This window comes from Microbulbifer sp. ABE4_465 (assembly GCF_056160765.1).
In genome coordinates, this window is record NZ_JBSWXV010000002.1 from 194619 (window position 1) to 214989 (window position 20371).

The following is a 20371-nucleotide window of genomic DNA, read 5'->3' on the forward strand; positions in this document are numbered from 1 at the left end:
GACCGATGAGTGAAGTTTTAGTTGAACAGAAACGCGGCTTTGCAGAAAGCTGCCGCAGGTTGGTAGAAGCACCGATCTTTAATCAGGTGATTATCGCCCTGATCTCGGTGAACGCCGTGGTGGTAGGGCTGGAAACCTCCACCTGGGTGCTGGAGCGTTTTAGCAGCGCGTTGCACGGTATCAACCAGCTGATCCTGCTGGCGTTTATGGTGGAGGCCGCGATCAAGATCGCCGCCCACGGCAACCGCCCCTGGCGTTACTTCGCCAATGGCTGGAACGTGTTTGATTTCTCCATCATCGTGCTGAGCCTGATCCCGGCGGCTGGCCCGATGGCTACGCTGGCGCGCCTGGTGCGGGTGCTGCGAGTTTTGCGTCTGGTATCGGCGTTCCCGGAACTGCGTTTGCTGGTGGACACGCTGCTGCGCAGCTTGCCGAGCATGTTCCATATCAGTCTGCTGATGGGCATTATTTTTTACATTTACGGGGTGGCCGGTTATTTCCTGTTTCACGAAATCGACCCCACCCACTGGCGCAACTTGCCCATCGCGCTGTTGAGTCTGTTCCGCATTGTCACCTTTGAGGACTGGACCGACATCATGTACACCGCGATGGAGTCCATGCCCTACAGCTGGATCTATTTCCTGAGCTTTGTAGTGATGGGCGCGTTTGTGATGATCAACCTGTTTATCGGGGTAGTGCTGAACAACCTGGAAGAGGCCAAGCTGCGCCGCCTGGACGAGTTGGCGATGCCGCCGAGTCAGACCGAAATTCTGCGCGAACTCCGCGCAACCCAGGAATCCCTCGCCCGCTTGCAGAAGCGCCTGGGAGACATGGGAGATGAGAAAGGAAGCGAATCATGATCCTGATGATCGACAACTACGACTCCTTCACCTTCAACATCGTGCAGTATCTGGCGGAGTTGGGCGCGGAGGTCGTGGTCAAACGCAACGACGAAATTACCGTTGCGGATATCGAGAAACTGAACCCGGAAAAAATCGTGATCTCCCCGGGCCCCTGCACGCCGAACGAAGCGGGTATCTCCATGGAGACCATCCGCACCTATGCCGGCAAGCTGCCGATCCTCGGTATCTGCTTGGGGCATCAAAGCATCGGTCAGGTATTTGGTGGTCGCGTGGTGCGTGCGGGTGAAGTGATGCACGGCAAGACCTCGCCGATTATTCACAACAATCTCGGTGTATTTAACGGGCTATCCAATCCGTTCGAGGCGACCCGTTACCATTCGCTGGTGGTGGAGAAGGGCAGTCTGCCGGATTGTCTGGAAGTTACTGCCTGGACCGAGACCGAAGATGGTGAGATCGATGAGATTATGGGGATCCGCCATCGCGAATTGCCGATTGAAGGGGTGCAGTTCCACCCCGAGTCGATTTTGACTCAGCATGGGCACGATATGTTGCGGAATTTTTTGGAGTCCTGAAGGGTGCTTTGTAGAAGGGCCGGTGGCGGTACTGCTGCCGGTATCCATCTGCGAGACACGCCGTGAACCCATCCATGGGGGCTCTTCTAAAACGTCCCTGTTTTAGAAGGTCTCGCAGATGGATCCCGGCATCAGTACCTTCGCATGCAGAATCAGGGCGCTGATCGCCTTTCAGGGCAAGTTCATAGGGAGCGGGGAGCAAGAATAATGAATATCCAACAGGCCATCGGAAAACTGGTCGAGGGTGAGCATCTCACCCGCGGGGAAATGCGCGAGGCCATGGGCCAGATTATGCGCGGGGAAGCGGAAGACGCGCAGATAGGCGCGTTTCTGGTGGCCTTGCGTATGGCCGGTGAATCCGTGGAGGAAATCACCGGTGCGGTGGAGGTGATGCGCGAGCTGTGTACCAAGGTCGAGATCGACCAGACCAATGCGGTGGATATCGTCGGTACCGGCGGTGATGGGGCCAACCTGTTTAATGTTTCCAGTGCTTCCAGTTTTGTTGCCGCCGCTGCCGGCGCGCGGGTGGCCAAGCATGGCAACCGTTCCGTTTCTTCCTCGTCCGGCGCAGCAGATCTGCTGGAAAAAGCCGGTATCTATCTACCTTTGACTCCCGAGCAGGTCGCCCGCTGTATCGACGGCGTGGGGGTGGGCTTTATGTTTGCACCGAGCTATCACAGCGCCATGCGCCACGCCATTGGGCCGCGCAAGGCGCTGGGGCTGCGCACCATTTTCAATTTACTGGGTCCATTGACTAATCCCGCCGGTGTAAAGCGCCAGGTGATCGGAGTGTTCGACCCGCACTACTGCCGCATGCTGGCGGAAGTGCTGCAGACTCTCGGTTCCGAGCATGTGCTGGTACTGCACAGCGACGACGGGCTGGACGAGGTGAGTCTCGCAGCGGATACGCGCGGATGGGAGCTGAAGAACGGTGAGCTGAAAAAAGTCACCATTGCCCCGGAAGATTTCGGTATCGAGCGGCAGAACCTGGACGGATTGTGCGTGGATGGTTCTGAAGAATCTCTGGCACTGATCCGCGATGCCCTCGGCAAGCGTGAAACCGCCGCGGGGGACAAGGCAGCTGATATCATTGCCATGAATGCCGGCATGGCCATCTACGTGAGTGGTGTGGCAGCTAGCCGGGCGGAAGGGGTGAGCATGGCGCAGGACGCCATCTACAGCGGCCTCGCCGGAGAGAAGATTAACGAGCTGGCCGCCTTTACCAGCGCATTCAAAGAGTGAAGTAATGAATACTCCAACGATTCTGAAGACCATCGTCGAGCGCAAATGGGAAGAAGTGGCCGAGCGCAAGAAGCTGGTGAGTCAGGATGAGATGCAGCAGCGCGCGCTCAAGCAGCCAACCTGCCGCGGATTTGTACAGGCCATCGAGGCCAAGCGTAACGCCGGCGAAGCGGCGGTGATCGCTGAAATCAAAAAGGCCTCCCCGAGCAAGGGCGTGATTCGCGAAGATTTTATTCCCGCAGAAATTGCCACCAGTTACGAGAAGGGCGGTGCCGCCTGTCTGTCGGTACTGACCGATGTGGACTTTTTCCAGGGCGCCGATGAATACCTGCAGCAGGCCCGCAACGCGGTGCGGCTGCCGGTGATCCGCAAGGACTTTATTGTCGATCCGTATCAGGTGTACGAGGCCCGCGCTATCGGTGCCGACTGCATCCTGCTGATCGCCGCCTGCCTGGACGACGCACAGCTCACCGGCCTGAACGATCTGGCGCTGGAGCTGGGTCTGGATGTGCTGGTGGAGGTGCACGATCGCGCAGAGCTCGAGCGGGCCTTGAAACTGCCCAATCGCCTGATCGGTATCAACAACCGCAACCTGCACAACTTTGAAGTGCAGCTGGAAACTACCTTCGGCCTGCTGGAGCGGATTCCCGATGACCGAATCGTGGTCACCGAAAGCGGTATCCACACTACCGACGACGTGGCGGCCATGCGCGGCCACAATGTGGATACTTTCCTGGTGGGTGAAGCCTTTATGCGCGAGGAAGAACCGGGCCGTCGCCTGATGGAGCTGTTCAACTAACACGTCACCCCGGACTCGACCAGGGATCCGGCACTACAGAGTGCATTGCCCGAGGCCGGGTTAAATTAACCCGGTCTTCGCAAAGATTTCGATGGCCGGCTGCAATTCTTTTTCATACTTTCGCCAGCGTGCCACCGCACTGCGGTAGATGGGCTGGCGTACCTGTACGCTGCTCGCCGTGGAAACCGCCGCATCGGACTGGTGGAACTCCAGGCAGGCCTCCTCCCAGGGCAACCCCAGATAGTCCATTAATGCGTGCGCTTCCCTCCGCGGGTTCTCGGTGAGCTGCTCATAACTTACCGTGTGGATCCTGTCTCTGAAAATTGTCTGCCAGTGATCGATCAGGTTCCGGTAGGCACAGATATAGCGCGCGGTATCTTCCAGGCTGTAGTGGTAGTGGTAGTAGCGAAAGTTGAAAGAAAACAATTGGCGAAAATTGCTCAGGCATACATCCAGTGGGTGCCGGTCGAGTACCACGATTTTCGCATTCGGCAGGCTGCGCAGAATAAACCCGAGATAGAGAAAATTCATTGGCAGTTTGTCGATCAGGTATGCGGCACTTTTGCCCCGTGCGCGGCAACGGGTTTCGTAGTCCTGTCCGATAGTTGCAGGGGTCACATTCAGTGCTTCGTCAATGACTTCCAAAGCCAGTGTGTGCGGGGAACCGGTGTTTGAGTGGCGCTTGATCGCCAGTGGAAACTCGTGAAGTTCACCCAGCGATTCGATTTGTGAGTGGCTGGCGAGAATACGCTCTACCAGTGTGGTGCCGGAGCGGGGCATGCCCACGATAAACAGAGATTGGTTGCCGAGCCCTGTTGCGCTATTCGGCGCTGCCGATGAGAACGCGGATTTCAGCCCGTCAAACAGTGTCGCGTCCTGCGCAAAGGAATAGCCGATCTTTTCCCGGTAGCGATGCTTGGCTGTCTCCAGGTATTCGAAAGCCTGTGCGTAGTCGCCGCTGCGCTCACAATCACGCGCCAGCGCGTGGCTCAAATAGAGCCGGTCCTCGGTGCTCAGTTGCGGCAGCTGTAGTCGTTTTTTCAATTCGGCCGTATTTTCTACACTCGCATTGTTCTTCCCCAATTCCGACAGCGCCCAGCGCGCGCGGGCAAAATCTGGCTGCAGCGCAATGGCTTTTTCATAGGCTGCGCGCGCTGCATCCATATTGCCGAGGAACTGCTCGGTGGAGGCGAGGTTAAATTGAAATTGGGGATTTTCCGGTGCCAGTGACACGGCGCGGCGCAGGGGGTTGATGGCCTTGTGGTGTTCGTCGAATCGCGCGTATATCACACCCAGTGTATCGAGAATCAACGGCCTCTCGGGGTTTGCCGCAAGTGCCAAGTCTGCCGCCTGAATTGCCCGGTCGTAGTCATTCAGTTGCGCATAGTAGCGCGCCTTTTGCGCGAGATATTCAGGATTCTCCGGGCAGCCTGCCAGCGCCCGTTCGACCATCTCGACTGCCTTGTATAGCTGGCCCGCCGCTGCCGCTGCGATACTGGCGAGAAACCAGGCATCGCTGTGCGCCGGGTCACCCTGCAAAATCTGGCGGCAGTAGTGGTGGAGTGCGCGCATGTCGCCCCGGTTGAGGGCCTGCTCTGCAGCACTGTGCAATTGCGCAATGGAGGGAGTCTGCATAGATGGCAATAAAATAAGGATCAACAAATAAAAAAGCCGGCCGGGACAGTGTATCCCAGACCGGCTTGATAGAAAGCCTACAGGTGTCAGAAGCTGTAGGTGAAGCGGGCACCAATGGTACGCGGAGTACCGACGTACTGGCCGTAGGAACGCTGGGTGAAGCCGTTGCCCCACTCGATACCCGGACCGTTGTTTTCGTCCTGCAGGTTGCGGCGGCTGGTGCGGGTTCCGGTGATGTAGTATTTGTCCCACAGGTTGTCCGCGAACGCCTGCACCGTCCACTTGTCCAGTGACAGGGTGGCAGACAGGTGGTGTACCGCATAACCCGGAATGGCTTCGCCACCGCGGTCACCCGCAGTAATGCTGCCATCTTCCTCGACCATATACAGCGGGTCTTCCGGGCCACCAACCATGTTGTACACATCGCTGGCGAACACGAGCCCGTAGTTCAGGGCTAGGTCATAGTTGCCCATTACCGTGGTTGAGTAGTTCAGGTTGAGAGAGCCCTGGTGCTCGGCGTGTCCCGGCAGGCGAGCGCCCGCATAGACATCGTAGGGGCCGACCAGGCCGGGGGCATCCTCGGTGAGCTCGGCATCGGTATACGCGTAGGTGAAGGCCAGATCCAGACTGTCACTGATCAGCCAGCTTCCCTGGAGCTCAAACCCCTGGCTGACGGCGGCGCTGCCGTTGCCGGTAATGGGGAGAGATCCATTTTGGGTGGTGGTGGCAACCTGCAGGTCGGTCCAGTCGATGTAGTACAGCGCGGTGCTGATATTCAGGCGCTCGCCGACCAGGCCTTTGTAGCCGATTTCGTAGTTGTCGATTTTGTCGGGGTCAATCAGTACTTCTTCCGGCAGTGCGCACAGTTGCTGATTATCGCTGGCGATTTGCTCCGGGGTACATTCCGGTACGGAGTTGACACCGCCGTTGCGGTAGCCCTGGGAGTATGTGAAATACACCATGCCGGAATCGGTCGCATCCCAGGCGAGGTTGAACTTGAACAGGTCTCCCTCGTCTTCCCCCTGATTGGTACCGAGGTCAATGTTGATGGCGTCCTGAGGAGCCCCGAGGAATACGGTATCGTACAGAGGGAGTCCGAAGCCGCCGGTAATGTCGGTTTCAAAATTGTAGCGACGGTAACCGCCGGTGACCGCGAGTGTGTCGGTCAGGCTATAGGTCAGTTCACCGTAAAAGGCAGATTCTTTTTCGTCGATATCGGTAAGCTGAATGTACTCTAGACTGTCTGGACGAAGCTGCTCGGCGCCCCAGTTATCCACAGCGAACTGGTCGAAGAAGGGGGTATATTCTTCACTGATCGCATCGGAAACATATTTGTTCTGGAAGTAACCGGCGACCCATTTGAACGGACCTTCATGCTGTGAGGACATGCGCAGTTCAAAGGTATCGGCTTTGTCTTTTACTTCCTCGCGCGTGTAGGCCGAGAACGACGGAAAGGAATCGTAGCCGTAGTCCAGGTCGAGCAAGAGGTCGGTCTGGTCGCGCTGGCCCAGCTCTTCATACTCGGATTGGCCGTAAACCATGGTGGCCTGGGCAAAGCCGAGATCACCGATCAGCTCGATACTGGTGAGCTTGTTGGTGTAGTGATTGGGCTCCTCATAGCGCATGCCGGATTCGTAGGGACCGGTGCCGAAGGAGAGCTGGTTGGCCAGCTGGCGACCCTCTGCCTTAGTATCCTGGTAGTAGTGCCAAAGGTTGGCTTCCAGCCAGTCGGTGGCGAGCCAGCGCACATTGATACGGCCGGATTTGGTGTCTTCGCCATTTGCGTCTTTGACTTTGCGCAGGTTCGCGGCGACATCATCGGGATCGTTGAAGTCAGGGTCCGGATTGGATACGCCAGATTCGCGCACAACATAGTTGTAATCAATAAACCCCGGATCCTGAATACTGTCGGCATTCACGCGCACGGCGAGGGTGTCGGTGATGGCGAAGTTCAGGGTTGCGCCGTACTCCTGACCGAGTCCGGAGCTTTCGCTCGTGCTGCTTGCGCTACTGCGGAGCTTGGCGGAGAAACCCGAGGGGTCGGCTTTGGCGGGAATATAGCGAATGGCGCCGCCCATTGTGCCCTGTCCGTAAAGGGTACCCTGGGGGCCAATCAGGACTTCTACCCGCTCCAGGTCAATTGGCTTCAGGTCAACCTGCAGCGGGATATCGCCGAGGTAGGTGGCCACGGTGCTGCTGCTGAAGCCCGGGCCCAGGCCACCGGTGTTCAGTCCGCGCACCAGCACATCGGGTGACTCATCGCGGGGGCCGCGATCCACCACGGTCAGGCCCGGAGTGTAGTAGGCGATCTTGGCGATGCTGTCGAGGCGCAGCTCGTCGATTTTCTCCCCACCCACGGCAGAAATGTTGATGGGAATATCCATCACGTTTTCTTCCCGCCGCGAACCGGTGACCACGACTTCTTCAAAAACCGGTTTGCTCTTGCTATCCGTTTCCTGCGCGGCGGCAATCTGCGGCAGGGGCATTGCCGCGCAAGAGATGGCCAGCGCCAGGTGGGATTTTTTTAGCGTGAGGTAGTTGTTGGTGTCCCTCATAAGATCTCCCTAAGACTTTTTCTTGTTTGTGTGTTGAATTGGCTGCAACCAACGTACCAGTGCAGGGGAGAATATTTTGCTAAAAAGCGGCAATTTGCAGAGTTTAATTTTGCGCGTGTGCGTCAAACTGGTTCTTGCGGGCACTTAATGTGCGAATAGCGCATCATTATGGTGCTTGTGCAGAATAAAATGCTAGACGGTCGTCTTGTATTTTGCGTGGGGCTGGCGCCAAACAGGCACAAAAAAGCCGGGGCTTGCCCGGCTTCTTCGTTGGATTCTTGTGTAAGAGGAACTAGCGTGTCCCGTAGACCACCATGGTTTTTCCTTTTACGGACACCAGGCCCTGCTCTTCCAGAGTCTTCAGTACCCGGCCCACCATCTCGCGGGAGCAGCCGACAATGCGACCGATTTCCTGGCGGGTAATCTTGATCTGCATACCTTCCGGGTGGGTCATCGCATCCGGCTCGTTACACAGGTCCAGCAGGGTGCGGGCCACGCGGCCGGTCACGTCCAGGAATGCCAGGTCACCCACCTTGCGGGTAGTGTTGCGCAGGCGGACGGCCATCTGGGTGGCCAGGTTGAACAGGAATTCCGGATGCTGACGGGTCAGTTCCTGGAACTTGGTGTAGGAGATTTCCGCGACTTCACATTCGGTCTTGGTGCGCACCCAGGCACTGCGGGTGTCCTGGTCAAACAGGCCCATTTCGCCGAAGAAGTCGCCGTCGTTCAGGTAGGCCACGATCATCTCGCGGCCCTCGTCGTCTTCGATCAGTACGGTTACGGAGCCGCGCATGATGAAGTAGAGGGACTCACAGCGGTCGCCAGCGTAAATGATGGTGCTCTTGGCCGGGTAGCGGCGGCGATGGCAGTGGGCGAGAAAGTCTTCGATGTTGCCAGTAGTCAGAGTGTCTTCGGTAGCGACCGTCACGGATCTACTCCTTTTCTTGAAATTTTTGTGCCTGATCCCGGGTAAGTGGATGATTATCCCGCTAAAACCCCGATGCCAACAGGGGGCATCACAGGTCAATGCTCAGCAATGTGATCTGGGCCACTTTTTGTCCGACGTGGGGACAGGGTGTTGTTTATAGCGGTTGTCGGCACCGGTGACAACCACCGTTAGTAAAGGCTCACTCTGTAGCGCCTGCCGCTGGTACGAGCTGTTACGGTGCCCGAGGCACCACAGCGTGCTGAGGATTCCCGCGACTCTTGTGATAAGCTCCCGGCCCCCATTCAATATGAAGGAGAGAGTTCCATGGCGGGCGTAATGCAGGGGCAGGTGACCTGGGTGAATGGTGTCACCTTTATCGGCGAGACGGGCAGTGGCAATTCCGTGGTGATGGAAGGAGGCCAGAAGAACAATGGCATTCGCCCCATGGAGATGATCCTGCTGGGTGTGGGTGGCTGCGCCTCCTACGACGTGGTGGGTATCCTGCAGAAGACCCGTCAGGACGTGGCCAGCTGTCATGTGGAACTGAAGGGCCACCGCCCGGATGCGGTACCGGCGCCGTTTGAGAAGATCGAGATGGAGTTTGTGGTGCGCGGGCGCAATATCAAGGAGTCCCAGGTGGCGCGCGCGGTGGAGCTGTCGGCAGAGAAGTACTGCTCCGCGTCCATCATGCTGGGCAAGGCCGGGGTGGAGATTGTGCACTCCTACCGTATCGAAGAAGTCTGAGCCGCCAGCTTTCCTGTTGTAAGCCCGCAGCGTGCGGCTGCGGGTGACTGTCCCTAACGCTACAATTGTCTCGTTCTCCCGTGCCCACTAATATGCGCACATTTGTACTCATTCAGCGGGAAAAACGATGACAGATCTCAACCACAAGACCACCATCCGTATTCTCACCACCGGTGGCACCATTGAAAAGAGCTATTGCGAATCCGAGGGCACCCTCAAGAACCGAGCGTCCATCATTCGCGAGGGGCTGATCAGCAGCCTGCGCCTGCCCTATACCCATCTGGAGCTGGAGAGCATCCTCAACAAGGACTCCCTGGAGATGGACAACAGCGACCGCGACCAGATCTGCGCTGCCATCGCCAGCACCGCGCAGCAGGGCGACCCCATCGTTATCCTGCACGGTACCGACACCATGTCGATCACCGCCGAATACTGCTTTGAAAAGATGGGTACGCCGTCCGTCCCGGTAGTGTTCACCGGCGCCATGCGCCCCATGGGCTTTATCGATTCCGATGCCCGCCAGAATGTCACCGAGGCACTGCTCACCGCGCGCCTGATGCAGCCCGGCTTCTATATCGCCTTCCACAACCGGGTGTTCCCCATCCCCGGTGCGCGCAAGAACCTGGAAACCGGGACCTTCGAAGCCATTTAACCCTGTTACACTGCGCCTTTTTAATTGTGATCACATTTTAGGTGTAGGCTGAACAACCCTTCAGTTTTACTGGCTGCCAATTTTCATATTGAAGACCGAGGTGTTCATGACCGATCAGCAGAAACCGCAACCCACCCCGCAATCCCTGCAGGAGTGGCTCGCCATGGCCGACAGCCTCACCATCGAGGGGCGCGCCTTTATCAATGGCGAATATGTGGATGCCCGCAGTGGCCAGACCCGCCCCTGTACCAGCCCGGCAGACGGCCGCGAGCTGGCGCAGATCGCCAACTGTGGTCCGGAAGATGCCGAGGTGGCGGTCAAGATCGCCCGCGACACCTTCGAATCCGGTGTCTGGTCCCATATGCCTCCCATGGATCGCAAGAAGATCCTGGTGCGATTTGCCGAGCTGATCGAAGCCAACCGCGAGGAAATCGCCCTGCTGGAAAGCCTCGACGCGGGCAAACCCATCAGCGATACCATGAATGTGGATGTGCCCGGTGCGGTGACCACCATCCGCTGGAACGCCGAAGCCATCGACAAGATCTACGACGAGGTTGCTCCCACAGGTCCCACGGAGATAGGCCTGATTACCCGTATGCCCCTGGGGGTGATCGCGGCGATTGTGCCGTGGAACTTCCCGCTCTCCACCACCGCGTGGAAACTGGGCCCGGCACTGGCCACCGGCAACAGCGTGATTCTGAAGCCCGCTTCCAACACCCCGCTCACCGCCATCAAACTGGCCGGCCTGGCGAAAGAAGCTGGCCTGCCGGACGGCGTACTGAACGTGTTGCCCGGGCCCGGCAGTACCCTCGGCAAGGCCCTCGGCCTGCACATGGATATCGATGGTCTGACGTTTACCGGCTCCACCGAAGTGGGCAAGACGCTGACCGAATACTCCGGCCAGTCCAACCTCAAGCGCACCTTCCTCGAGCTGGGCGGCAAGAGCCCCAATATTGTTTTTGCCGATGCGGATCTGGACAAGGCGGCGCAAGCGGCGGCGCTGGCAGTGTTCTACAACCAGGGCGAAACCTGTACCGCGGGCACCCGTCTGCTGGTGGAAAAAGGCATTGCCGATACCTTTATCGAAAAAGTGAAGAAGGCCTCCGAGCGCTTCAAGCCGGGCCACCCGCAGGACCCGAACTCGGTGATGGGTGCGCTGATCGACCAGAGCCAATTCGACACCGTCGAATTCTACGTGGCCAAGGGCCTGGAGCAGGGCGCCAGTCTGGTGTGCGGCGGCAAGCCCGCAGAAGCGGTGGAAGGGGGGCACTACTACGAGCCGACTATTTTCCGCGGCGTAAGCGGCGACATGACTATCGCCCGTGAGGAAATCTTCGGCCCGGTGCTGTCCATTATCGAATTCGAGACCGAAGAGGAAGCGCTGAAGATCGCCAACGATTCCATCTACGGCCTCGCTTCCGGTGTCTGGACAAAAGACATCAGCCGCGCCCACCGTATGGCTCGCGATATCCGTGCCGGATCTGTGTGGGTGAACAACTATTTTGGTGGCGATATCACCGTGCCGTTCGGCGGCTTCAAACAATCCGGCAACGGCCGCGACAAGTCCCTGCATGCGCTGGATAAGTATTGCGAGCTTAAATCCACCTGGATCGACATCAGCTGAGGAATCACTGAAAAACTACTGCGCGTGCGCCTGGCGGCGTCCGGCGGTGCTCGGCAGCTCATGTATTCGACATACACTCCGCTGCCTCCGCTCCGGCGGCCACCACCAGGCACCCGCTCGCTACGTTTTTCAGCGATTCCTGATTTGCTTAATAACGAACGACTCCGTTGGGCCGCGTTTGCGGCCCTTTTTTTGTCGGTTGGCTGGGGCTTGGCCTGATTGCCGCAAACCGCATACACTCTCCGCGGAATTAATGCTATTTGCCAGTGCGGTTGCGCAGCTGGTTACTTTTCTGCACGCCTTTATTGCTTTGGGGAAACTCATGTTCGAATGGATTGCGAGCCCGGAGGCCTGGATTGCCCTGGCCACCCTGGCGGCCCTGGAAATCGTGCTGGGCATCGACAACATTATCTTTATTTCCATCCTCGTAGGCCGATTGCCGGAAAAGCAGCGGGAGTCCGCGCGCTTTATTGGTCTGGCCCTGGCGATGCTCACCCGCCTGGGGCTGCTGTTTTCCATCGCCTGGATCATGGGACTGACTGAGCCCTGGTTTACCGTGTTTGGTGAGGAAATCTCCGGACGGGATGTGATCTTGATCGGCGGTGGCCTGTTCCTGCTGTTCAAGGCCACCCACGAAATTCACAACAGCCTGGAAGGTGTCGACGGCGAGGCCACCTCAACCAAGACCGCCACCTACGGCATGGTGCTGGCGCAGATTGCGATTCTGGATATCGTGTTCTCGCTGGACTCGGTTATCACCGCGGTGGGCCTGGTGGACCATATCTCCATTATGGCAATTGCCATCATTCTCGCAGTGGCGGTGATGCTGCTGGCGGCCAAGCCCATTGGCGATTTTGTCGACCGCCATCCCACGATCAAGATGCTGGCGCTGTCGTTCCTGATTCTTGTGGGGGTCACCCTGATTATCGAAGGCTTTGAGGTACACGTACCCAAAGGCTACATCTACTTTGCCATGGCGTTCTCGGTGGCGGTGGAAATGCTCAATATCCGCATGCGCAGCAAGAAGGCGAAAGCGGTCGAAGCGGTAGAATTACGCAAGCCAATCCGGGAGACGGAGTAGGGGATACACGAAAACATCCATAAAAAAGGGGCGCTGGTGGAAAGCCAGCGCCCCTTTTTCATTTCAGTCTACCGGTAGTGAATTACTGGCATAGGCTGCGGATAGCGTGCGCTTCCTGTGCCGCATCCATCCACAGATACTCGTCATCATCACCGAAATAGTAATAGACTGAGTTGTTGGGCAGGATCAGCACAGAAATACCGCCATAGCCCGACATAAACGGCAGCCACAGAGGATTGCTGCATCCGCTCATATCGCTGCTGACTTCGTGGGCCCAGAAGCCGTTGTTGTATTTGTAGTCGGTGAGCGGTTCCAGACCGCGGTCACTGCTATCCCGCTGCAATGCGGCATCCAGCTGACCCTGGTGCAGTACGGACTGGTTATCGTCCGCTAGGAACGCGCCGATTTTCGCCACATCATCCCGTAACCACATCAGCCCCCAGCCGGCGAAAGGCTGTTGCACGCTGTCGTAGGTGCGGCGAGTAAATTCTGCGGTGGGGCTGACACCCAGCGGCGCTAATACTTCATCGAGGAGAATATCGGTGAAGATATCGCTGCTGCTGCCTTCAATACCCTGCAGGTAGGCGTTCATCGCGGTACCCAGAATGTAGGTGTCCGAGGTGTGATATACCCACTTGGTGCCCGGGGTCGCCTTGCGTGGGTACTCGGTACAGCTGTAATTGATTTTGCTGGCGTGATCTTCCGGCAGGAACAGGTCGTTGGTATGGCTGGCGCCTTCGTCGCTCATATAGCCGGCGAGCTTGTAGTTACCGGTACCCATATCCAGTGCATTGCCAAAGGTCACGTCATTCCAGTTGCCGTTGGTATTGCATTCGCTGATATAGCTGCCGATGGACTGGTTGAAGGTGCCCGGATACTTCTGTTCCAGTCGCATCAGCGCGCCACCGGCAAATACTGACTTGGCGCTGGAATAGGACGGAACCACCAGGGATTCACAGTATGGGTAAGTACCCTGGCGAGTGCTGCAGCCACCGACATAGTGGGTGCCGTCGATCACAAAGCCCACCAGGGAGATTGCCAGGGGGTCCTTGCCGTTGGGTGTGGCGAAGGCGGTGTAATCCGTGCCCGGGTAGTCTTGTGTCAGTGCGCTTAGAGGCTTGCTTGGCATACGCGCTGCGACTTCAGCCTGGTAGTCACTAACCAGAGCCGCGCTGTTTCCGACGGACTGTGGCGTGTAGTTGGCGGAGAGCTGCCCCCACATATCAAACTGGTAATACAGGCAGGTTTCACTGGCGATCTGATAGGCCACATCAGAAACGGAGCCGTCGTCCTTGAACAGGAAGCTCATCACCCCATTGTGCATGCAGTTGGCGTTTTTCTGTTGCAGGGCAAAGGGCAGGGCAACGCGGCTGTAGCCCGCATCACCGTTTTCATTCCACACCCGTCCCGGTGTCAGTACATATTCCCATTCCGGGTGGCTGCTGGGAATGGAGCCCCGCTGGCTGGGTAAGATATGACTGCCCGTCTGCACAAATTCAAAATCGAATTCCGGCAGGTGTTTGCGCGTTGCATCCTGGGACCCGGTGTAACGGAAGGTATCCTTGTGCTCGTCAAAGGCACCGCCGCTGGCTTCGCCGAAGAGCTCCAGAGAACCTTCAAACTGATTGGTGGGCATGGCTGCGTCGGCTGGCAGTGCATAGTGGGAAAAATTCACCAGACTGCCGGGGTCACTGCCGTTGATCAGAGTGGTCATGGTAAGCGCGGAGCGGGAAACATTGCCGCTGCCAGTGAGCGGGTCAAAATCTTCCACACTGCCGCCGCCCTCACTCGATGAGCCGCTCAGGTTGATGGTGAGGCTGGATTCATCCGGGTCGTTGGAGGTCAGGGTAATGGCACTGCCAAAGCTGCCTTCGCTGGACGGCGAAAAGGTCGCTGAAATTGCACAACTGCTGCCTGCGGCAACGGTGCCGCAATTGTTGCTGGTAATACTGAATGGCGCGGTGGGTGCGCTGGTGTTGCTGATCACCAGTGGGGCAGAACCCTGGTTGGATACGGTAATGACCTGGGAGCTGGTATTGCCCGGGGCAACATTTGAAAAGCTGACACTGGCCGGCGCGCTGATATCGGGGTCGGTGGGGGCGCCGCCGGTGCCGGTGACCAGCGCCTGGTGACCGTAGCAGTAGTCACCGTTAGTGGAGCCTGTTCCGCGGAAGCGGAGTTGCACATCGGTATTGTTGTCGATCCCGGCCGGTGAGCTGCTGCTATTGAACTGGGTGCCATTATCGTCACCATTGGCGACAGTGACTGCGGTGGTCCAACTGCTGCCGCCATCGGTGGAAATTTCCCCGTAGCAGAATTCGTTGTTCTCCAGTGAACCTGCGGACAAGGTCAGCGATACCGAAACCGCGGAATAACCGGCGGTCGATAACGTGTGGGTTGCACTGGCTCCACCGCGCAAGCGCATGGTGCCATTGTGTGGGCCCACGTTTCCGGTTGTACTCCAGTCGCTGATATTGCCGCTGCTGAAACTGTCGGAATAAATAGTTTCCGCCTGAGCGCTGGCTGAGCCCGCCGCACTCAATAGCAGAATGGCCGTCGCGAGTCCTGCTCGCGATCGCTGGTTAGTCGATTTCATATTCGCACCTTGATTATTTTTATGAGCTGGGACTGCCTTTGCACAAGCGCCTAGCGCGTACATTGGCACGGACTTAACATGAATGTGCGGTCGAACATCCTGTAGGACCAGCTACCGCGTTGGCGTAGTACCAGTGGCGAAATGTCGTGAAATCAATCTTCGGATATAAAAAAGGCGGGCCCGTTGCCGGGCCCGCCGAAGCGCGATTGCGCAGGAGTCAAAAGGTTACTGACAGGCGCTCTGGATCTGGTGCGCCTCTTGTACGGCTTCCAGCCAGTAGTAAGTGTCATTGTCGCTAAAGTAGTAGTACACGCTGTCGTTCGGCAGCAGTACCACGGTAATGCCGCCAAAGCCGGACAGGAATGGAATCCACTGGGCGCCGCTGCAGCCACTCAGGTTGCCGGCCACATTGTGTGCCCAGAAACCGTTGTTGTAGCGGTAGTCGGTCAGCGGTACTGTGCCGGTATCGCTGCTGTTGCGTTGCAGGGCGGCGTCGAGCTGGTTGCTGTCGAGCATCTGCTGGCCGTTGATCTCGCCATCGTCAATTCCCACAAAGCTTGCGATTTTCGCCACGTCGTCCGGCAGCCACATCAGGCCCCAACCGGCAAATGGTTGTTCAACAGAGTCGTAAGTGCGGCGGGTATACTGGCCGGTAGGGCTCACGCCAATCGGTTCCCACAGGTCGGCGACAATGGTGCTATCGAAGATATCTGCATTGCTGCCCTGCTGATCCTTCAGGTAATCATTCATATGAGTACCGGCAATATACGTATCCGATGTGTGGTAAACCCACTGAGTTCCCGGTGACGCTTTGCGTGAGTACTGACCGCAGCTGTAGTTGATCTTGTTGCTGTGGCTGTCGACCAGAAACAGACCGTCGGTGTGCGATGCACCTTCATCCGACATGTAGGTTGTACTGCCATAGTTTCCTGTCGCCATATCCAGAAGGTTGTTCAGGGATACATCGGACCAATTACCATTACTGCTGCACGCGGGAACATGGCTTGCTACGGAGGTGTTGCGTACGCCGGGGTACAGTTTTTCCAGTCGCATCATGGCCACGCCGGCGAAGAAGGATTTCGCCGAAGAGTAGGATGGAATCACCATGGAGTCGCAGTAGGGATAGTCGCCGTTGCGGGTCACACAGTCGCCACGGTAGTGCACGCCACCATAAATAAATCCGGCGGTAGAAACATGGCTGGCATCGGTGCTGTTCGGAGCCTCAAACGCGGAAGGATCAGTGCCGGGGTAGTCCGTACTGAGTGCGGACAGCGGTTTGGTGGGCATACGAGCGGCGATCTCGGCCTGGTAGTCCTGGATCAGCTGGCTCTCGTTGGCAATGGTTTCCGGGGTGTAGCTGGCGCTAAGCAGCCCCCACCAGTCGGCCTTGAAATACAGGCAGGTCTCGCTGCTGATCTGATACGCCACCTTGGAGGTCGAGCCGTCTTCCTTGAACAGGAAGGTCATCACCCCGTTGTGCATACAGTTTGCGTTGCGCTGCTGCAGGGCGAATGGAATGGCGGCACGGCTGTAGCCGTTATCGCTGTTCTCCTGCCACACGCGGCCGGGGGTCAGCACGTATTCCCAGTTCGGGTGTGTGCTGGCGATGGAGCCGCGCTCCAGCGGGAAAATATGGCTTCCGGTCTGCACAAACTGAAATTCAAATTCTGGCAAATGCTTGCGTGTGTTGTCGCCGCTGCCGGTGTAATTGTAGGTGTCGACCACTTCCGCAAAGCTGCCGCCGGTATCCTCACCGCTCAGTGTCAGGGTTCCGGTAAACGCGTGCTCTGGATGCGCGGCGTTTTGCGGTACACCGTACGCGGCCAGGTCTACACGGCTACCCGGATCACTACCGTTCATCAGGGTGGCATAGCTGAGTGTGCTGCGGGAGACACTGCCGGATCCGGTCAGCTCATCGTAGTAGTCATCGTTGCTGCCGCCGCTTCCCGATCCGCCACTACTGCTACTACTACTGCTACTACTGCCGCCACCGGTGTCCACATCGCCGGTGACCAGGATATTGTCCCCGTAGCAGTAATCGTTGTTGCGGTTGACCGCGTTGCGATAGCGGATGACCAGCTGATTTTTGTTGTCCGCATCGATGGCCACACTACCTGCCGTGTAGAGGGCGCTATTGTCCTGACCGTTCACCAGGGTAATGGCATTTGTCCATGAGCTGCCGCCATCGTTGGAAACCTCGGCAATACAGCTGTCGGTGCTCTCCAGGGAGTAGGCGGAAATATCCAGGGAAATATTGACGTTTACGTAGCCAGCGGTAGAGAGAGTGTAGCTGGCGCTGGCATTGGGCCCGCGCAGCCCGATGGAATAGTTGCCGTAGTAGGCGTTGGTGTAAACGTTACCGGTAGTGCTCCAGCCGGCAATATCTCCGTCTTGAAAGTCCTCGTCGAGAAGCGTACTTGCGTGCAGGCCTGGCGTCGCGCAGGCACTGAGCAGCGCGGCCAGGGTGAGGTGTCGAATTATTTTCATTTTTGGTTTTCGCCTGTCTGTTGTTTTGAGTGGCTGCCGGGGACAGAACACAATTACCGGCCACCGAAATCATGAATGGGCAGGATTAACTTCGCCGAAAACTGTTGACAGGCATAGCGCCAACCGAAGGTGCGGGATAGGGCCAGGCTGTGACGGGTGGCCTGGCTGGGTAAAAAGTGGTCAGGTTGGTCACAAAGCAGAGATTGTGCGACAGTAACTTTAGCGGCGGCACTCAGGGGGCGCGTGCGCTGAATCACGCCCTAGCTTTTGCAGTGTCGCTGGAACAGGGAATTTTTTCTATGGGGAATAGCGTGGCTGTCACAGGGTTTTATCGCGGGTTGTTCTGGTTCACTGTGGTCCTTCTTCTAGTGGCCTGTGGCGAAAGGACGTCCGAGCGCCCGGGTACCGACGCACCGGAGATCCAAAACCATGAGGGGGCGGACCGGCTAGATACCGGGCCGGGCGATGGTGCAGTCACTGCGCCGCCACATCCACAAGAGGCCCCGTTCACAAATTATCTAGAGACGGGCGACCTCGAAGCGATTACCGCACGGGGCACCTTGCGGCTGCTGGCCCCCCAGGGCCTGGAGGAGGAGTCGCTGCCGCGGGATGGGCTGCCCACCGGCGAGTGGCGTGAACTTGCGGAAAAGTTCGCCCGCCAGCGCGGGCTCGAGCCGCAGTGGATCTATGTGGAAGACTTTGCACAACTGATTCCCGCCCTTATCGACGGGCGCGGTGACCTGATTGCGGTCAACTTTTCCCGCACCCCGGAGCGCGCAACACAGGTCGCCTTCACCCGGCCCCTGGAATACGTGCAGGAGCAGCTGATCACCCGTCGCGACCATCAGCAACAGACGGCGGAGCTGGAAGTCGCACTGCGCAACGGCAGTGCCTTCGTTGCCACTCTCGCACAACAGTCCAGCGAAGAGCGGGTGTTGATTCCCCGGGTACTTGACGGACCCGTCACCCAGGATGAACTGCTCGATGGCGTAGCCTCAGGTGAATACGACGGTACCGTGATCGACAGCAACCTCGCCGAGGTCATGCTTGTGGATTACCCGACGTTGCAGGCGGAAAACCTGCGGGACAGCCGCCGCGCCATCGCCTGGGCCGTGCGCAGAGACAGCGCGCAACTGGAGCAGGCGCTGAATGAATATTTTACCGAAGAGCATCTGATTGCGGCCCAGCGCCGCGCCAGCGCCCTGCGTGACTGGGAGCAGATCAAGCAGACCAAAACCCTGCGGGTGCTGACCCGCAACCATCCTGCGTCCTACTTTATGTGGCGCGGTGAGCTCATGGGGTTTGACTACGATTTACTGAAACGCTTTGCCAAGGATAGCGGCCTGCGCCTCAGTATGGTGGTGCCCGGCCCCGAGGTGGATCTTGCGGATGCACTGGCTGAGGGAATGGGCGATGTTATCGCCGCGTCACTGACCATCACCGAGGCGCGCCAACAGCAGGGCCTGGTGTTTACCCGTCCCTATATGCAGGTGACCGAGCAGTTGATCACTGCGGTGGACAGCAGTGCGCAGCTGGATATGGCAGTTCCCGTGGCTGAGCGTTTACAGGGGCAGTCGGTGGCGGTGAACCCGCTGAGCAGTTATTACTCCAGCCTGCAGCTGCTGCAGGCCTCCGTGAGCGCGGACGCGACGCTGGATATTCGCGCGGTGCAGGGGGCAACCACCGAGCAGCTGATCGATGCTGTAGCCGAAGGGCGCTATGACTACACCGTGGCGGACTCTCACCTGGTGCAGATCGAGCAGACCTACCGCGACGATTTTATGGTGGTGGGCAATCTTTCCGGCGAACAGGATATCGCCTGGGCAGTACGCGGGGATCAGCCGCAATTACTCGACAAGCTGAACGGCTTCCTCAATCAGTATTACCGCGGCCTGTTTTTCAATGTCACCTACAACAAATACTTCAGGGAAGAGAAGCGCATCCGCGGCAAGCACCGGGAGCGGCTGCGGGATACCTCGGAACTGTCTCCCTACGATCCACTGGTGCGCAAGCACGCGGTACCCGCAGACAGGGACTGGCGCATGGTGGTGTCGCAGATGTATCAGGAGAGCCGCTTCAATCCCAAGGCGCGCTCCTTTGCCGGTGCCCGTGGCCTGATGCAGGTGATGCCGCGCACTGGTCAGCAATTGGGCATTTCCGATTTATATCAGCCGGAAAACGGAATTCGCGCGGGTATCTCTTATCTCGGCTGGCTGGAAGAGCGCTTCCCGAGAGCCCTGCCATTTGACCAGAAAATTTATTTTACCCTCGCCGCATATAACGCGGGCCACGGGCACGTGCGGGATGCGCGGGTGCTCGCGGAAAGGTTGGGGAAAGACCCGAACCGCTGGTTCGGCAATGTGGAAGAGGCCATGTTGCTGCTGTCACAGCCAGAGCACTATAAAAAAGCCCGCTTCGGTTACGTGCGGGGGCGTGAGCCAGTGAACTATGTGCGGGAAATTCGCGACCGCTATTTTGGCTACCTGTCGGTGGCGCAAAACGAGCGGGCGCCAGAGCGTTAATCTCGTGTGAATGCGGAAGGACCAGCGATCCTTCCGTAACCCACCATTCAGGTGACCGGCTAAGGTGACCG

14 protein-coding genes are annotated in these 20371 nt (G+C 58.0%); 9 read left to right on the plus strand and 5 right to left on the minus strand.

What is annotated here, in order from left to right; translation table 11 throughout:
- The first annotated feature begins 5 nt into the window (after positions 1-5).
- The 4 genes from ACXAG1_RS04475 to trpC all read left to right on the plus strand — a co-directional run bounded on the left by ACXAG1_RS04475 (position 6) and on the right by trpC (position 3476).
- Positions 6-860 carry an ion transporter gene (locus ACXAG1_RS04475; protein ID WP_475119047.1) on the plus strand — a complete coding sequence of 285 codons (855 nt, stop codon included), beginning with the start codon at positions 6-8 and terminating at the stop codon, positions 858-860.
- Positions 857-1435, plus strand: coding sequence for an anthranilate synthase component II (locus ACXAG1_RS04480; RefSeq protein WP_475119048.1), 579 nt, complete (start codon positions 857-859; stop codon positions 1433-1435). The genes ACXAG1_RS04475 and ACXAG1_RS04480 overlap by 4 nt, the downstream gene beginning before the upstream one ends.
- Positions 1436-1642: 207 nt before the next feature.
- Positions 1643-2677, plus strand: a complete 1035-nt coding sequence (gene trpD, locus ACXAG1_RS04485) for an anthranilate phosphoribosyltransferase (RefSeq protein ID WP_475119049.1) — start codon at positions 1643-1645, stop codon at positions 2675-2677.
- A gap of 4 nt (positions 2678-2681) precedes the next feature.
- Positions 2682-3476, plus strand: a complete 795-nt coding sequence (trpC, locus tag ACXAG1_RS04490; RefSeq protein WP_475091661.1) for an indole-3-glycerol phosphate synthase TrpC — start codon at positions 2682-2684, stop codon at positions 3474-3476.
- Between the two features lie 60 nt (positions 3477-3536).
- Here the strand turns inward: trpC and ACXAG1_RS04495 are convergent, their stop codons facing one another.
- From ACXAG1_RS04495 to crp, 3 genes are all read right to left on the minus strand, one after another.
- A complete protein-coding gene (locus ACXAG1_RS04495; RefSeq protein WP_475119050.1) occupies positions 3537-5111 on the minus strand; it encodes a tetratricopeptide repeat-containing sulfotransferase family protein in 1575 nt (524 codons plus the stop codon).
- Positions 5112-5197: 86 nt separating this feature from the next.
- Positions 5198-7666, minus strand: a complete 2469-nt coding sequence (locus ACXAG1_RS04500; RefSeq protein ID WP_475119051.1) for a TonB-dependent receptor — start codon at positions 7664-7666, stop codon at positions 5198-5200.
- 292 nt (positions 7667-7958) lie between these two features.
- Complete coding sequence (crp, locus tag ACXAG1_RS04505; RefSeq protein WP_475091664.1) at positions 7959-8594, minus strand: cAMP-activated global transcriptional regulator CRP; 636 nt, start codon at positions 8592-8594, stop codon at positions 7959-7961.
- A gap of 336 nt (positions 8595-8930) precedes the next feature.
- On the opposite strand from crp, the gene ACXAG1_RS04510 reads away from it, so the two are divergent.
- The 4 genes from ACXAG1_RS04510 (at position 8931) to ACXAG1_RS04525 (ending at position 12695) form a co-directional block, all read left to right on the plus strand.
- Positions 8931-9338, plus strand: coding sequence for an OsmC family protein (locus ACXAG1_RS04510; RefSeq protein ID WP_475119339.1), 408 nt, complete (start codon positions 8931-8933; stop codon positions 9336-9338).
- A 127-nt stretch (positions 9339-9465) separates the two neighbouring features.
- Positions 9466-9990: an asparaginase gene (locus tag ACXAG1_RS04515; RefSeq protein ID WP_475091665.1), complete on the plus strand. Its 525-nt coding sequence runs from the start codon at positions 9466-9468 to the stop codon at positions 9988-9990.
- 106 nt (positions 9991-10096) lie between these two features.
- A complete protein-coding gene (locus ACXAG1_RS04520) occupies positions 10097-11614 on the plus strand; it encodes an aldehyde dehydrogenase (protein WP_475119052.1) in 1518 nt (505 codons plus the stop codon).
- A gap of 322 nt (positions 11615-11936) precedes the next feature.
- Complete coding sequence (locus ACXAG1_RS04525) at positions 11937-12695, plus strand: TerC family protein (RefSeq protein ID WP_475119053.1); 759 nt, start codon at positions 11937-11939, stop codon at positions 12693-12695.
- Between the two features lie 82 nt (positions 12696-12777).
- Here ACXAG1_RS04525 and ACXAG1_RS04530 read toward each other — a convergent pair whose 3' ends face one another.
- The gene (locus ACXAG1_RS04530; RefSeq protein ID WP_475119054.1) at positions 12778-15291 is read right to left on the minus strand and encodes a choice-of-anchor D domain-containing protein; all 2514 of its coding nucleotides are present in this window, start codon (positions 15289-15291) and stop codon (positions 12778-12780) included.
- Positions 15292-15516: 225 nt separating this feature from the next.
- A complete protein-coding gene (locus ACXAG1_RS04535) occupies positions 15517-17778 on the minus strand; it encodes a serine hydrolase domain-containing protein (RefSeq protein WP_475119055.1) in 2262 nt (753 codons plus the stop codon).
- Between the two features lie 311 nt (positions 17779-18089).
- Here ACXAG1_RS04535 and ACXAG1_RS04540 point away from each other — a divergent pair, with 311 nt between their 5' ends.
- On the plus strand, positions 18090-20300 hold the full coding sequence (locus tag ACXAG1_RS04540) for an MltF family protein (RefSeq protein ID WP_475119056.1): 2211 nt from the start codon (positions 18090-18092) through the stop codon (positions 20298-20300).
- The last annotated feature ends 71 nt before the right edge of the window (positions 20301-20371 follow it).

Excerpts from the sequence above, each read along its gene's own strand:
- ACXAG1_RS04530 (WP_475119054.1), bottom strand. The coding sequence starts at position 15,291 with ATGAAATCGACTAACCAGCGATCGCGAGCAGGACTCGCGACGGCCATT.
- ACXAG1_RS04510 (WP_475119339.1), top strand. The coding sequence starts at position 8,931 with ATGCAGGGGCAGGTGACCTGGGTGAATGGTGTCACCTTTATCGGCGAG.
- trpC (WP_475091661.1), top strand. The coding sequence starts at position 2,682 with ATGAATACTCCAACGATTCTGAAGACCATCGTCGAGCGCAAATGGGAA.
- trpD (WP_475119049.1), top strand. The coding sequence starts at position 1,643 with ATGAATATCCAACAGGCCATCGGAAAACTGGTCGAGGGTGAGCATCTC.
- ACXAG1_RS04500 (WP_475119051.1), bottom strand. The coding sequence starts at position 7,666 with ATGAGGGACACCAACAACTACCTCACGCTAAAAAAATCCCACCTGGCG.
- ACXAG1_RS04535 (WP_475119055.1), bottom strand. The coding sequence starts at position 17,778 with ATGAAAATAATTCGACACCTCACCCTGGCCGCGCTGCTCAGTGCCTGC.
- ACXAG1_RS04515 (WP_475091665.1), top strand. The coding sequence starts at position 9,466 with ATGACAGATCTCAACCACAAGACCACCATCCGTATTCTCACCACCGGT.
- ACXAG1_RS04520 (WP_475119052.1), top strand. The coding sequence starts at position 10,097 with ATGACCGATCAGCAGAAACCGCAACCCACCCCGCAATCCCTGCAGGAG.
- ACXAG1_RS04525 (WP_475119053.1), top strand. The coding sequence starts at position 11,937 with ATGTTCGAATGGATTGCGAGCCCGGAGGCCTGGATTGCCCTGGCCACC.
- ACXAG1_RS04480 (WP_475119048.1), top strand. The coding sequence starts at position 857 with ATGATCCTGATGATCGACAACTACGACTCCTTCACCTTCAACATCGTG.
- ACXAG1_RS04495 (WP_475119050.1), bottom strand. The coding sequence starts at position 5,111 with ATGCAGACTCCCTCCATTGCGCAATTGCACAGTGCTGCAGAGCAGGCC.
- ACXAG1_RS04475 (WP_475119047.1), top strand. The coding sequence starts at position 6 with ATGAGTGAAGTTTTAGTTGAACAGAAACGCGGCTTTGCAGAAAGCTGC.